The sequence below is a fragment of the Bradyrhizobium sp. WYCCWR 12699 genome (genome assembly GCF_032144035.1).
Lineage (GTDB): Bacteria > Pseudomonadota > Alphaproteobacteria > Rhizobiales > Xanthobacteraceae > Bradyrhizobium.
In genome coordinates, this window is sequence record NZ_JAVTJN010000003.1 from 150,144 (window position 1) to 163,296 (window position 13,153).

Consider the following 13,153-nt stretch of genomic DNA (forward strand, 5'->3'; position numbering starts at 1 on the left):
CTCGCTCGTGTTTCCGAGTAGATAGGCGACAGATCGGATCGGGCCATTGATGTTTGAAAGTCCCCCGCCAGCCGCGCCAAACGAAAAGCGGTTCATAAGGCGCTTTCTCGCGATGCTAGGGACTGAATGACGGACATCAATATCTGAGGTGTGTTGTCGAGCGACACGAAGTGTTGCTTGTCAAGATGAATTGCCTCTGTGCGCTGCAACGTAGGGTCTGCGGCATTGCACGCAATGGCACGAGCGGCTACGAGATCGTCGTGTCGGTGTACCTGAAGGCGACCCATCGCAGCGCGGCACACTTGGCGGTTGCGATTGATCCGCTAACATAATCGCATTTACCCTTAACGCTTCGCAGGATGCCGTATTGAAGCGGTGCTGGCTTCCACAGGCGCCGGATCTGCGGTCGTGCCGGGCAAGGCGAGAGCCAGAACCTTGATGTTCTCGCCGTTCGAAAGCGTGGCTTCACGCGCTCCGATGTCGCGCAACGTCCATCCTGATTGAACTTCATCCTGCCGCAACTTCACCGTCTCGCCAGTCGCGCGATTCACAAAGACGGCGATGCTGTCGGCGCCCCCAGTTATCGTGCCCACGAGTTCAAATGGCGGAAGCTCAGGCTCGAGCGGCTTGGGAGCCGCGACGACAACGGGGATAGTGGGCGCGTTCGGCGGCGGCAGAGACGGAGGGCGGCGTGACGGAGAGAATAGCGGGCGCTCTTGCGTTTTATTGAGCTGCGCAAGGGGGACTTTGGCAATGGGATTATGCTCCGATCGGGTAGCCTCGAATGGCTCCTTCGCAAGCAGGTACTCCATTGTGGGCGACACTGGCGGATTCAGGCCAGTAGCCGTTGAAGTCTGACTCGCCTCGGCAGGCCGCCTCCCCGATTCGACTGCCAAGATCAGGAAGGCCAGCGCGAGAGCTTGAATCGTGAGGGGGCACTTCATTTGACACTCCGCCACCATCCGGAGACGACAATTGCGACGCGCACCTTCGTCGCGGCGTGTCTTGTCGACGACTCGGGTACCTGTATGACCAATTGATCGATGAACAGGAAGGGCGATCCCGCCTCCAGCTCGTAAAGGAGGCCTTGAAGGGCCGGCTGCTCGATCTCGAGATCGACAGAGACTCTGACGATCCCGTGTTGTGCTCCTGCGTCCTGCAGATCGACCTGCGACGATAAGATGTTGCTTCCCATCCGCGTCGCTTCTGCAGAAACGTGCTGCAGCACCACGGCGGCCGCGACTGTGACCGTGGGACCTTCGACAACTGGTGGACTCACAGCGAGCGCCCCGTCGTTCGTGCTGCGGGCCGCCCGCTGTTGTGACTGCAACCTGTCGAACATTTCGTTCGCGTTCGCCAGCGTACGATGCTGTTCCGCCAGGTCCAACGCCGTCCAGCCCGTGATCAGCAATAGAAATCCCGTCATTGCCGCGTAACAAATTGTGGCAACGAACGGAATGGCGCTGACGTAGCGTCTAATGCGGTAGGTCTGGTTCATGGATAGCGGCGAATGCGGGGTTGATTTGAGCCTCGACGTGGAATTGCTCTTTGGTTGCTCCTTCAGACCGTGTGGTTGGAGCGAAGAAGATCGCGTGTGAAAACTGGGGCGACTGCTCGATCAGGCGGATGAGCGATGCGGCGTCGCTCGTAAGGCCCGCTATCTGTAGTTTCGCGTGATCGATACGCAGCTCCGTTAGGAACGTGTTGTCTGGCAGTAGATCCGACAGCGCCTCAATCGCCATTACGGGCGAAGGAGTGTTGCGCTTCTGTTGTTCGAGCTCTCGCAAAGCGGATTCGGCAACAACATTCTGCGACGCTCTTGTGAGCACCGATATCTTTCGAGAGAGTTCTTCCCGTCTCAGGGCCAAACCGTCCGAAATGAGCGCTGAAATGCAAAGCGACGAAGTGGCAGCAAAGCCGCTTAACAGCAGAACTACCATCAGGCACGTACGAACACGACGGAAATCGGTCGGTCCGTGTATTTGTGTCTCAACGATCCTAATTGGCACGTTCGAACGTGACGTGGAGACCAGGATTGACCAAGTCCCAAGCGATCCGATAGCATCGAGCAAGGGCGTTAGCTTAGCGCGAGGCGTGGCAGCGATTGTCAGCTGAATGCGGTCGCCAGTCTCGTCAGGTGAAGCACTCCAACCATAGACCGCTTCTTGCACATCCCACGGGGTTAGTCGGTCGATTTGGGACCTCACGACACCCGCCGCATATTCGGCAGCGCGCCTCGGCAAATCCAGCGGGCGAAACAGAAATCGCGCCGGGTGAAGGACAAGTTCAAGCTGACTTCCAGTCAGAGCTAACTTCCATGCTGGAGGGATTGGGCTAGCAACCGCTCCCTCCAGGACCGCGAGCGCGTGGTCAGGCGCTTTCGCGTTTTTGGGGTCGGTCACGAGATGAAGGGTGAATTGATCCTTCTCGAATTCCACCATCCGAACCTGCGAGCGTCGGCGCAAGCCGTTCGAGAGCGATGAAACTTCGGACGCCACGGCTTGTACCCACGAAGCGAGGCCTGCCGCTATCGAATTAAACAGGATCATGGCGGGTTCGCCGTTGCCATGCCCTGACGACAGTCACCGCGCAAACTGTCATCCCAGGCAAGGATATGAAAAGGATCGTCCGGACCCTGTAGCAAGATGACCGCTTCCGCACAGCTATTCCATCCCCCTGCGCCCCCTATTTTTATGTCCAGCCGGAACGCGTCACTTGCATCGGCGGTCGCGGCGGTTTGATCTGAACCGAGCAGTCGGACTAGAGCGTCCTTACTGGGAGCCACGAGCTGCCGTTGGCCAAGAAAACCATTCAGACGATCTAGGGTCATGCCAGGCAAAGCCGCAACAAGCTCGGGCGGCGCGTCGAAGACGTTAATATCGGACCTGCCGCTGTAAACGGTCACCAGAGGCAACATTCGTTCTATGATGACCTGCGGCAGACCTTGAACTAACCATAACTCTCCTACATGTGCGAAGGGAGCGCCTCGCGGTCCATAGCCGCGGCCGGCGGCGCGGTAAAGCTGCGCTTCATTAGCGCGATCGGATGGTCTTAAGCGCTCTCGCCAACCAACAATCCGCGCAGCAAAACGCGGGGCATCCTCCTCCGATGCGCCGATCGCTATGAAGAAACTCGATAGTAGTTCGCGCGGGGCCTGATTGAGATCGAGCCGGGCCGCTTCGGAAACGAATCTGACCGATGCGTTGGCTTGGCCTAGCCGGAAGCTGAAGTGGCCATGCGTAGGTCGATCGCGCTGGTCTGCCACAGCAAGGCGTTGGGTCGCGAGATTAAGGCTGGCTGACACCAATTGATCGGCTTGCAGACGGCGCTCGATCACCGAACTCGACCAGGAAGAACTGCCTATGTAAATCGAATAGATGGACGCAAGTGTCGCGAGTGCAATCAACATCCAGAGGACCGCAATGAGGATAAAGCCCTCCCGCCCCCCAGATAAGTGTCCTTCCTGCGGATTGCAAAATATCATTGTGGCCTCAGGTCCGACGGCTCTCGAGAGAGTCCGCTGCGGGAGCCGTATCGGGACTAGTGTCGGGCTCTCCCGTGCAATCCGTGCTCTTTCCGCTGATGCATAGTGCAGGCGCGTCAACATGAATAAGCGTCGTGGTCGAGATTACCCTCGCCTCCCCAAGGGTGTGATCTTGGACCGTGAGGCGGATGGCGGCCGGCAAGTGGCCGACATTCAGCCAGTTCGCCTTCCACACGCCGCCGGGTCCCGCATAGGCGAACTCGGCCCGATAGGGCGATCGCAGCAGGACGACGGGATTACCAAAGCCAGACGGGTCAATCGCACCTTCAAACAAGACGAAGGGCCTCGAAGAGCGTATGAGGACGAGACCAGTAGGGTCCTTGATTGTTTCGATTTTAACGATCTCGAGGCCCGACTTGGCGTTGGGGCTTGTAACCGTGCGCACAAAAGTGACAGATCCTTCTGTGCCGTTGAACAGCGGCTTTTTGCTTCCGCCGTTGGCGGAAATGAACTGCGATGCCGCAAGATCGGCGGTTAAACGGTCAAGGGCGATGCCAATAAGCTCGGCGCGTTGCGCGCGCGCCAGGCCACGATCCCAGCTGGGTAGCCAATGCGTCGCGATTGTGCTTAGACAAAAAACAACAATCCCCATAAGTACGATCGCCGCGAGAGCTTCGAACAGCGTGAACCCCGCGATACTCGCGCGGTGCAAGGCTTGGGAGAGGTGATCCCGGGCTATCACTGCGACCTCCGGCCCAGACGCGCAGTTTCCAGGGCGAAGCTCGTACCTGCTGAAGATTTAACCTGGATCCGGACCCGTTTCGGCACCCATTGCTGCTTGTCGGACGCTGTCCTGAGCAAGGGCGATATATCGACGCGCCAGACAATGCCGTTGAGTTCACCCGACGTTACGCCCGTGGTTGCGTCGCCGCGCGGCGGCAATGCTGCCGCCAGAGTGCGCGCCGTCTCCACCAAGACCATGCGATCATCAATCCTCCGCGCGCCTTTTATGCTGGTCGACATGAGCGAGCCGATCGCCGCCAGCATGGCGGTGGCGATCGCGAGAGCGGCCAATGCCTCGACGATCGTAAACCCCGCGACGCTGCGGGAGGCATTACACAGCCGGAACGCGCACAATCTCGATTCCCCCCGTAAGCCAATTCACACGAACTTCGTAGACAGTATTCAGACGCGAGAGTCTAAGCGTGCCACCGCACGAGAACCCGCTCGGGAAAAAACTTATGGTCGAAAGGGCGGGTCGTCCTTCGCAATCCCGTGGCAATAGTGCGTCCAGCGTCACATCGTCCGGTACCACGAGAACGCTGCCGTTCGAACCTGATTGCAGGCGCCGGGTGCTCGCGTCGATTCTGGTCAGCACGCGCATCCCGCTCTTAACTGCCGCGTTCCGGTCGATCTTCAATAGGGACGCGATTTCGAGTGCCGATGCCTCGAGCCGCGGCCGCGACGTTCCAGGCGAAAGCCGTGGCAGAAGGATACCGACCAGCATTGCGACGATGGACAACACGCAGACCATCTCAAGCAAAGTAAATCCGTTTTGTGCTTCCGGGCTATTTCTCATTGCTGTTTGACGAGATATCGGCGGCAGAATCCGCACCGCCCTCATGCCCGTCAGCCCCGTAGGACATGATCTCAAACTTGGCGTTCCCACTGGGCGACCGGTAAACATAGGGCCTACCCCACGGGTCGTTCGGTAGGCTATTTCCATCGATGTAGGGACCGTGCCATCCGGCCATCGAAGCTGCGGGTTTTACCAGGGCGTTAAGGCCTTCCGAAGATGACGGATAGCGTCCCGTGTCGAGAAACATGAGATCGAGCGAACTGGCGAGGCTGCGGATTTGTATCTTGGCCGTCTTGACCTTGGACTCAGCGAGATAGTTCAACACGCGGGGGCCGATCAGTCCCATGATCAGCCCGATGATCGTAATGACGACCAGCATCTCGACCAAGGTGAATCCATTCTCGCCCGCTGCGAACGACCGCCGCCGCCAGGCCATTGCGCGGGATGAGATAAGCGTCATTTGCGCTCGCTGTTTTGAGATCACGATACGAGTTGAGTGATAGACAGCAGGGCCGTCATAATGGAAACGATGAGACCGCCGACAACCACGCTAATGCCGATCACGGCCGCCGGTCCGATAACGGCGACGAGCCGGTCAAGACTCCTCTGTAGCTTGGCTTCGTAGAACTCCGCGATGCGCCCGGCGAGTATTGGCAGCTGGCCGGTTTCTTCGCCAATGCGGATCATGCGGATCGCCATCATGGGCAAGACCGTTGACTGGGAAAGGGCGTCAGAAAGCTTCGCGCCGTGTCGTACTTGATCAGCCGCGGTTGTCCAGGCGGGAACATCGCCCGAAAAGGACATGATATCGACGAGGATGCGCAGGGTGGTGGTCAAAGGTACCTGACTGCCAGCAAGGATGCCGAGATTGCGGCAGAACACCGCAGTTTGGTAGGCCCGAAAAATCGAACTGGGGCCCGGCAATCGCATCAGTGTTGCGAGCAGCCGGAACCGGATCACGGGCCGGCGGAGGACGGCATAGGCTGCAAAGATGGCGGCCCCTGCGACTCCAAGAATCGCCAGACCGTTGGAGCGCGTCCATTCAGAAACGCCAAGCACCGTGACAATCAGCGAGTCCTGCTTGGCGCCGAAATCGCGCAACACAGCTCCGAACTGTGGCAGTACCACGAGAACAAAAAATGCCAGCACGCAGGATGCAGCGAGCAACACGAATGCAGGATATTGCAGCGCATCAGTAATTCTTCGGCGCAAGGCCTCCGTGCGCGCGCGCTCGCTTGCCAGCATATCGAGAAGGTGGCCGAGCTTCCCGGACGTTTCGCCGACTTGCACGAGCGCCGCATAGATAGGCGGAAAGCAACTCGGATATTTGCCGACGGCTTCAGCGAAGCTTTCGCCCGCAAGCACTGCGACGCGGAGTTTACTCACAATCGGGCGCAGGCGGCCGATGTCGTCATCTGAGCACAACAACTCCAGTGCATCGTCAAGCCTCGCGCCCGCCTTGAGCAGCAAAGAAAGATCACGTGTAAAGATGGTCACGTCTTCGGCGCGTGGTCGCCCAAGAAAACCAGCAGCGATATGAGCGACCGCAACCTTAGTGTCCTGAGCGACTGTTTCGATCGGAACGAGACCGAGATACTCGATACGCGCGAAAACTTCCTTCGCGGTGGACGCGGAGATCATACCGTTTACGAGCTCACCGCTCTGGGTCATAGCTAGATAGCGAAAGGTTTGCATCACGTTATCGTATGGTCGTTACGCGGAGAACTTCCGCGGGCGACGTGACGCCGGCTCGGCATTTCGCGAGGCCGTCTTGGATCATGGTGGTCATTCCAGATCGAACCGCTGTTCGATCAATCGACACGGCGTCGCAGTGCGCATTCATCAGCTGACGAACCTCATCGGCCACTTCAAGGACCTCGAACAGGCCAACGCGGCCGCGGTAGCCCGTTCCGCCGCAACGCTCGCATCGGCCTGCCTTGTAAACTTCATCACCAACCCGAAGGCCGATCGCGGCGTACCGCCGATCGGCCGCAAACTCCGAGTGCTCGAGCCGGCTCGTTGTTTTGCACCGGTCGCAAAGCTGCCGCACCAGCCGCTGCGCGATCACGGCACGGAGGGTTGAACTCAACAGAAACGCCTCGACGCCGAGGTCCAGCAGTCGCGGCACGGCGGCCGCAGCGGTTTCGGTGTGCAGCGTGGTCAGGACGAGGTGCCCGGTCAGGGCAGCGTGGATCGCTACTTCCGCTGTCTCGGCATCACGGATCTCGCCCACCATGATGACATCCGGATCTTGCCGCACGAAAGCGCGCAATGCCTTCGCGAAAGTCAGGCCGATAGCAGAGTTTACCTGGGACTGATTGATGCCCTTGATTTCGTATTCTACCGGATCCTCGATCGTCAGTATCTTCCGGGAGGATTCGTTGAGGAGGCCGAGCACGGTCGCAAGCGTCGTGGTTTTACCGCTGCCGGTTGGTCCGGTGACCACGATGAGACCGTGCGGGAGCGTCAGGACTGCGCGGAGCTTTGCTTCGTCGTCGGGCGCAAAGCCGAGCTTCTCGATCGCAAGGAGTCCCCGCTCCTTGGGCAGAAGCCGAATGACGGCAGACTCACCATGCTGCGTCGGCATGATAGCGACGCGCAAATCCATTTCAGCTCGCCCAAGTTGGACACGCGCGGCGCCATCTTGAGGCAATCGGCGCTCGGCTATGTTGAGACCCGCCAGGATCTTGATGCGGGAGACTATGGCCTGTGGGAGTACATGGGATGGTGAGGGGATATGGCGAAGCAGGCCATCAACCCGCATACGCACTGCCAGTTCCGTCCTGAAAGGCTCAATGTGTATGTCACTGGCGCGAAGCTCGGCGGCCTTTTCGATCAATTCGGAGACGGCACGGACGACCGGCGCGCCGCTAGCTAGGTCGCGGAGGCTTTCGATATCCTCCTCGCGGACAGCGATGGTATTATCCCTATTCGCTGCGGTGGTCTCGCCTTCGCTAAGGCGCTGAGAGAGCGCGGTATCAATGTCCTCAAACGACGCGATGGCGACCTTTACCGCGGGGCCGAGTACAATCTCCGCGGCGCTGATCGCTGCCGTGTCCGTGGGATCGAACAGGGCAATCACGGCGCGTCCATTCGCGAGCTGATACGGAAAAATCGTCATTTCCCGGAGGAAGCGAGGCGAGAAGTGTTCGACCAAGCTCGTCCCAGCCAAGAGGTCGGCTAAAGCCGCACGGTCATGTTTGAAAAAGGCTGCGACCGCGTCGGCAAACTCCTGGGCCGACAGGTCGGACGATTCGAAAAGCTGGCGCAGCGTGAGCTTTTCGGCGACAAGGCCGCCCATGCCGGCTGCGACATGCGCATCGCCCCGAAGGCGCTCTGCAAACTCAGTCACGGTTTCAGGCCTCATGAAGCGCGGGAGCCTCCTCAAGTGTGAGCTCTGTTTCACCTGGAGTCTCGGGCCATCGCTTTGTGGCAAGTGCGAATGGCCCGTCACGGAGCCGCTCGCGAATATAGCGGACGCAAAGATAATATCGGTACACACTGCTTGAGCGGACTTTGGTGACGGCAGATATATCAGCCGGCTGCCACCAGAGGGGAAGCACGTGGACTAATTGGCCATTCGCGAGCCCCTTGGCCACGTCCCAATAAGAACGCAGCATTATCCCACGGCCGGCAATCGCCCAATTGCGGATGATATCGCCATGGTTGGTGGAGAGGGCAGCGGTGACGTTGATGGTGCGCATCCCGATGGGACCATGCAAAGTCCAGCGCTCGAACACCTCGTCACGTTCGCGCATGACCAGGCACGAATGTCCAGCGAGATCGCCGAGTTCCTCCGGCATGCCGCGTCGATTGAGATAGCTGGGAGCCGCGCAGAGAATGCGTCTTCCCTGCGCAATAGGATGCACGAGCAAGTGAGGCTCGCGTACCCTGCCGACCCGAATGTCAATGTCGACATTCTCCTCAACCAGATCCACGCTCCGATCGACGATTTCCAGCCGAATATCCAATTCCGGGTGTAGGAGCGCCAACTCCGATACAAGTGGTGCGACATGATTGCAGCCAATACCCGAGCTTGCCGTAATTCGTACGCTGCCGCGGGCGACGGAATCGGTCTCAGGACCGTCAGCTACAAAATCCGCATAGGCATCGAGAACGCGCTGCGCTTTGGACAGCAACACTTCCCCATCGCTGCTGAGCACCGCTTGTCGAGCGGTACGCAGGAACAACACGCGTCCGAGTGCCCGCTCAAGTAGCGCGACGCGCTTGCTGACGTAGGCAGGCGACGCACCTAACTCTGTCGCCGCCGCAGCAAAACTTCCCCGCCGCGCCGCAACGATAAACACCTCAAGATCTTGTGCTAATGGTTTCACCCCGACGTTTCCCGATTGCAAAACGGAACTTATTCGCCCGCTAATCTATAATCTTAAGGTCACTGGCTCGCTGACCTCAATGCTCATTATAATATACAAACGATTAGAATAATTTCTTGCGAGGACGTGATCTGCTGGGCAGTTGCGCAAGGTTGGGCCGGCAAACGGCATAGGCCGCGCTGCGACGTCAGCTGGTTAGAGGAAGGGGGCGGCCAGGATGGCGGCGAAGCGCTTAAGCAATCGTCACCACGCGTAAATTATTGGTTGTGCCGGCATCGCCGAAACGTATGCCGGCCACGGCGACGATGACATCGGCATTCTCCGCAAAAGTTCACGTTGAGAGCGGTTTGCGTCGCGCGTTCGACCATCTCCTCGTAGGAGCTTATGTTGGGGGACTTCATGCCGTGGGCGCCCCCACAACAGGCATAGTTGGCGCGAGACCCGTTCCTCCGGTGTGATCGCGAGGATCAGTACCTTGGGACGTTTGCGCGCGATGCGCGTTGCAGTCGTACCGCTCGAGGTGAAGGCGAGGATCGCTGAGGCTCCGATCATCGTTGCGAGATCCGCAGCCGCCGCGGTCGGGGCGGTCTGCTCCTCGTCCGGCTCCGACGCATTGACGATCGAACGATACATTTTATGTCGCTCGGTGCTTTCGATTATGCGGCTCATGTTGGTGGCGGCCTCGCACGGATATTGCGCGGTCGCAGATTCCGCGGACAGCATGATCGCGTCGGCTCCGCCATAGATCGCTGTGGCCGCATCCGAAGTGTCGGCGCGTGTCGGCGTCGGCGCAGCAACCATTGAGCGTCGAGGCGGCACGATCGGATCAATTCCTTTTGTCGGCCGGGAACCTCCGCATGCGGAATTGCGACGCCAAGATCAACGCGCGCGATCACTATCCCATCGGAGAGGCGCACGATGTCATCGATATGCCCGGACGCCGACCGACGGAACAAAGCGAACGGCGTCACCGGCACTGAGGGAAAATCTGCCATTCCTTATGGTACCAACCCGGATCTTTGGCCCCTGCAAGTCCTGAAGAATACCAATAGGGCGGCTGAATCTTCGTTCGAGTTGACGAATTGCGCCATGACGCCTTGCGTGATCTGCCTGTAAGTCGGAACGTATCCGCCCGCCTGGCCCAATGCCGCGAGCATCTCTGGCGAACGGCTGGCGGGTCCGACGGTCGCAATAATCTTGGCTCGCCGACGATGCATGTTTTACCTCGCGAAATTGCGGGGCCGCCCATCAAACAGCCCTGACATTGCCGACGTTCGTGCGTATCGAATCGATGCGAATGAGAGCGCCGACGCGATCAAGAAGGCCGTTGCTATCGCGGGCCGCGAGGCAAGAGCGGATCGAAGTGTGCCGCATGTGCCTGGCCTAGCGCGCTCGGCGCACGATCGTGCCTGGCGCACTCGGCGTCTCCGTCCCAGCCAAGTAGAGCAGCATCACTTTCGCAAACCGGACCTCCAGATCGTTCGTCAAGCCGGATGGGCTCCTGGCCCGATCGGCGTTTGATTGTTCTGCGCATCGACGGCGCTATCGAGAAAACGCTGCAATCAAGGCAGAGCGGATTCAATCTCCAATCGTTTATACAAAAGAATGACATAATAAGACCGGCGTTTTTGATGTTATCGTCGTCGTACGGAGGAACTGATGGACCTGCAACAACTGCGCTGCTTCGTAGCAACAGCCGAAGAGCTTCACTTCGGAAGAGCGGCGCAACGAATGAATATGCTTCCCTCGGCCCTGGGGCGGTTTGTTCGGCTGCTGGAGGAGGATCTCGGCACGCGGCTTCTGACGCGCACGACGCGAAACGTCGCGCTGACGGACGACGGTGTTGTCTTGCTTAAAGATGCGCGTGCGCTGCTGACGCAAGCCGATGCGCTTGCGGTCAGATTTCGGACGCGCTCGCGCAAAGGGGCAACAATCATACGCGTTGGTGCCATCGACAGTGCTGCCGCCGGACTTATTCCGAAACTTCTTAAAGACTTTCGCAAGCGTCGGCCTGATGCAACGATTCAACTGGTCGAGGATAAGACCATTCGTCTGTTGCCGCGCCTTTTGACCGGACGGCTTGATCTCGCCTTCGTGCGCCCCCCAAAAGACGCCAACAAGCGGCTGGAGTTTCTATTTCTCTTCTTTGAGACAGCCGTCGTAGCCCTTCCGCACCATCATCGACTTGCGTCGAGGAAGATGGTCAAGGTTGCGGATCTCAAGAACGAGCCACTGATCGTTCCCGAACGGCGGTCCAGGCCTCATAGCCACGATCTAACGATGAAGCTCTTTGCGGAAGCCGGGCTAGACGCCCGGATTGCTCAGATTGCGGAGGAAAAGCAAACGATCGTCAACCTGGTGTCGGCCGGTTTGGGGATCGCTATCGTACCTAGCTGGACGTCGCGCCTGGCGAGCCGCGGGGTTCGCTATGTCCGGCTCGTGGCGTCGGACATGAACAAACTTCCCCTTGCGGCTGCTTGGTCGCGCGGGACCAGGGATCCCATCCGAGACGACATATTGAAGATGCTGCGGGCCGATCTTGCAGCTTACGCAAAGGAAGCTTGAGTCGCACCCGATCGCACTACTCTCTCCCGCAGACTGCCCGCCACCTATGGCGGGCGTTTTTTTGGGAGTTAGGCAGACTGGGAAAACCACCGGGCCGGAAGGCTACATCATTTCGGGCCACTCGAGGTAGATTCGGAAGAAGCCCATGGGGTTCAAGCGGCCGCGTTATAGACACCGCGGATCTTGGTTTTGTTGTGCTTCCAAAGTTGGTGGAGCGCCGCCTCATCGCGCCATCGCTGTATATTTAGGGGCCTACTATCTTAGGCGGTTATCGGATCGACGAAACCGTGTCCTCTCTTTCCGGAGACGATCTTGCGCAGGATATACCGAAGCGGGCAATCAGCTCGGAGGCGACGCGCGTCGGCGGCCGGATCCGCAAGGCAGATAAGGCCCAGATCCCTTCTGATTTCGGCCTGACGATTGAGCCGGCGCTCAAAGTTCCGTCACGAACTCATGTCTGACCGCGCAGAACGGGAGGACGCCGGGGCAAGGCGCTGCCGGACGAGGTCTTTTAGAGGAATCATCGTGTCGATCTCCAGCACAATCGACACCGACAGATCGATGCCCGCGGCACCGGCGTCGAGAAGGCTTCGAATCGGATTTTGAGCAGAGGGAAAGAGTATAGCAAGCAGGCTCGCGGGGCTGACCGGATCGCCGGCGAACATTTCTGGCGGCCCGATTGCGAACAGCCGCTCCACTGCGAGGCGCTTGCTGATTAAGCGTGGGCTTTCTGGTTGAAGACGTGGACCAACGCGACGTCGATCGAGCGCGTCAACGTCCCTCTAGCAAGTGCGGGCGTACTCGGGCAGACGCTCCCGGTAGGCCCTGATCAGCTCCGCGCCTGCCAATGCAATGACGGACGGGGTAGCACCGATGATGACATCACTGGTGAGATGCTTTCCGTCGGCCATGACTTCCTAACCGGCAAGGTCACGCAGGATCTGAGATGCGCTCCGGTGCAAGAGAAGGCTTGCCTCGGTCATCTGCATTCCTCGACCGTCGCGGTCGAACAGAGGTGTTTGTGAAACGCAATAGTTACGGCTCGGGGGCTAGCAGCGGATCGCACCCCCGATCGGTCGTCCAACTTGGATCGCGCTGATGAACATCGAAACGCACGCGAAGTGGGCTTGCAGGATGCCTCGACAATCGACGGCTCATGAGTATTCGTGCTCCTTGCCTCCCTTTCCAGAT

Annotated in this window: 13 protein-coding genes and 1 pseudogene; 1 reads left to right on the plus strand and 13 read right to left on the minus strand. The window is 59.1% G+C overall.

Annotated elements, in window-relative coordinates; translation table 11 throughout:
• Positions 1 to 344: 344 nt before the first annotated feature.
• From RPS27_RS02790 to RPS27_RS02845, 12 genes and pseudogenes are all read right to left on the minus strand, one after another.
• A complete protein-coding gene (locus tag RPS27_RS02790) occupies positions 345 to 944 on the minus strand; it encodes a hypothetical protein (protein WP_128930072.1) in 600 nt (199 codons plus the stop codon).
• Positions 941 to 1,498 carry a type II secretion system protein GspM gene (gspM, locus tag RPS27_RS02795; RefSeq protein WP_128930071.1) on the minus strand — a complete coding sequence of 186 codons (558 nt, stop codon included), beginning with the start codon at positions 1,496 to 1,498 and terminating at the stop codon, positions 941 to 943. The genes RPS27_RS02790 and gspM overlap by 4 nt, the downstream gene beginning before the upstream one ends.
• Complete coding sequence (locus tag RPS27_RS02800) at positions 1,476 to 2,549, minus strand: PilN domain-containing protein (RefSeq protein ID WP_128930070.1); 1,074 nt, start codon at positions 2,547 to 2,549, stop codon at positions 1,476 to 1,478. The genes gspM and RPS27_RS02800 overlap by 23 nt, the downstream gene beginning before the upstream one ends.
• Positions 2,546 to 3,409, minus strand: coding sequence for a general secretion pathway protein GspK (locus tag RPS27_RS02805; RefSeq protein ID WP_164933593.1), 864 nt, complete (start codon positions 3,407 to 3,409; stop codon positions 2,546 to 2,548). Before RPS27_RS02805 ends, RPS27_RS02800 begins: the two co-directional genes overlap by 4 nt.
• 82 nt (positions 3,410 to 3,491) lie before the next feature.
• The gene (locus RPS27_RS02810; protein WP_128930068.1) at positions 3,492 to 4,226 is read right to left on the minus strand and encodes a general secretion pathway protein GspJ; all 735 of its coding nucleotides are present in this window, start codon (positions 4,224 to 4,226) and stop codon (positions 3,492 to 3,494) included.
• Complete coding sequence (locus tag RPS27_RS02815; protein WP_128930067.1) at positions 4,223 to 4,621, minus strand: general secretion pathway protein GspI; 399 nt, start codon at positions 4,619 to 4,621, stop codon at positions 4,223 to 4,225. The genes RPS27_RS02810 and RPS27_RS02815 overlap by 4 nt, the downstream gene beginning before the upstream one ends.
• Positions 4,599 to 5,171, minus strand: coding sequence for a GspH/FimT family pseudopilin (locus RPS27_RS02820; RefSeq protein ID WP_313753858.1), 573 nt, complete (start codon positions 5,169 to 5,171; stop codon positions 4,599 to 4,601). The genes RPS27_RS02815 and RPS27_RS02820 overlap by 23 nt, the downstream gene beginning before the upstream one ends.
• Complete coding sequence (gene gspG / locus RPS27_RS02825; RefSeq protein ID WP_128930065.1) at positions 5,053 to 5,523, minus strand: type II secretion system major pseudopilin GspG; 471 nt, start codon at positions 5,521 to 5,523, stop codon at positions 5,053 to 5,055. Before gspG ends, RPS27_RS02820 begins: the two co-directional genes overlap by 119 nt.
• A gap of 20 nt (positions 5,524 to 5,543) precedes the next feature.
• Positions 5,544 to 6,758: a type II secretion system F family protein gene (locus RPS27_RS02830; protein WP_128955146.1), complete on the minus strand. Its 1,215-nt coding sequence runs from the start codon at positions 6,756 to 6,758 to the stop codon at positions 5,544 to 5,546.
• A 4-nt stretch (positions 6,759 to 6,762) separates the two neighbouring features.
• Positions 6,763 to 8,430 carry a GspE/PulE family protein gene (locus RPS27_RS02835; protein WP_128930063.1) on the minus strand — a complete coding sequence of 556 codons (1,668 nt, stop codon included), beginning with the start codon at positions 8,428 to 8,430 and terminating at the stop codon, positions 6,763 to 6,765.
• Positions 8,420 to 9,397, minus strand: a complete 978-nt coding sequence (locus RPS27_RS02840) for a LysR substrate-binding domain-containing protein (RefSeq protein WP_128930062.1) — start codon at positions 9,395 to 9,397, stop codon at positions 8,420 to 8,422. The genes RPS27_RS02835 and RPS27_RS02840 overlap by 11 nt, the downstream gene beginning before the upstream one ends.
• Positions 9,398 to 9,629: 232 nt before the next feature.
• Positions 9,630 to 10,614, minus strand: a pseudogene (locus RPS27_RS02845) (pyruvate kinase).
• A 442-nt stretch (positions 10,615 to 11,056) separates the two neighbouring features.
• On the opposite strand from RPS27_RS02845, the gene RPS27_RS02850 reads away from it, so the two are divergent.
• Positions 11,057 to 11,962: a LysR family transcriptional regulator gene (locus tag RPS27_RS02850; protein WP_128955145.1), complete on the plus strand. Its 906-nt coding sequence runs from the start codon at positions 11,057 to 11,059 to the stop codon at positions 11,960 to 11,962.
• A gap of 443 nt (positions 11,963 to 12,405) precedes the next feature.
• Here RPS27_RS02850 and RPS27_RS02855 read toward each other — a convergent pair whose 3' ends face one another.
• Positions 12,406 to 12,660 carry a hypothetical protein gene (locus tag RPS27_RS02855; RefSeq protein WP_232995554.1) on the minus strand — a complete coding sequence of 85 codons (255 nt, stop codon included), beginning with the start codon at positions 12,658 to 12,660 and terminating at the stop codon, positions 12,406 to 12,408.
• Between the last annotated feature and the right edge of the window lie 493 nt (positions 12,661 to 13,153).

What these genes read in the sequence shown, in the direction of transcription:
- RPS27_RS02790 (WP_128930072.1), bottom strand. Translation starts at nt 944, where the DNA reads ATGAAGTGCCCCCTCACGATTCAAGCTCTCGCGCTGGCCTTCCTGATC.
- gspM (WP_128930071.1), bottom strand. Translation starts at nt 1,498, where the DNA reads ATGAACCAGACCTACCGCATTAGACGCTACGTCAGCGCCATTCCGTTC.
- RPS27_RS02800 (WP_128930070.1), bottom strand. Translation starts at nt 2,549, where the DNA reads ATGATCCTGTTTAATTCGATAGCGGCAGGCCTCGCTTCGTGGGTACAA.
- RPS27_RS02805 (WP_164933593.1), bottom strand. Translation starts at nt 3,409, where the DNA reads ATGTTGATTGCACTCGCGACACTTGCGTCCATCTATTCGATTTACATA.
- RPS27_RS02820 (WP_313753858.1), bottom strand. Translation starts at nt 5,171, where the DNA reads ATGTTTACCGGTCGCCCAGTGGGAACGCCAAGTTTGAGATCATGTCCT.
- gspG (WP_128930065.1), bottom strand. Translation starts at nt 5,523, where the DNA reads ATGACGCTTATCTCATCCCGCGCAATGGCCTGGCGGCGGCGGTCGTTC.
- RPS27_RS02830 (WP_128955146.1), bottom strand. Translation starts at nt 6,758, where the DNA reads ATGCAAACCTTTCGCTATCTAGCTATGACCCAGAGCGGTGAGCTCGTA.
- RPS27_RS02835 (WP_128930063.1), bottom strand. Translation starts at nt 8,430, where the DNA reads ATGAGGCCTGAAACCGTGACTGAGTTTGCAGAGCGCCTTCGGGGCGAT.
- RPS27_RS02850 (WP_128955145.1), top strand. Translation starts at nt 11,057, where the DNA reads ATGGACCTGCAACAACTGCGCTGCTTCGTAGCAACAGCCGAAGAGCTT.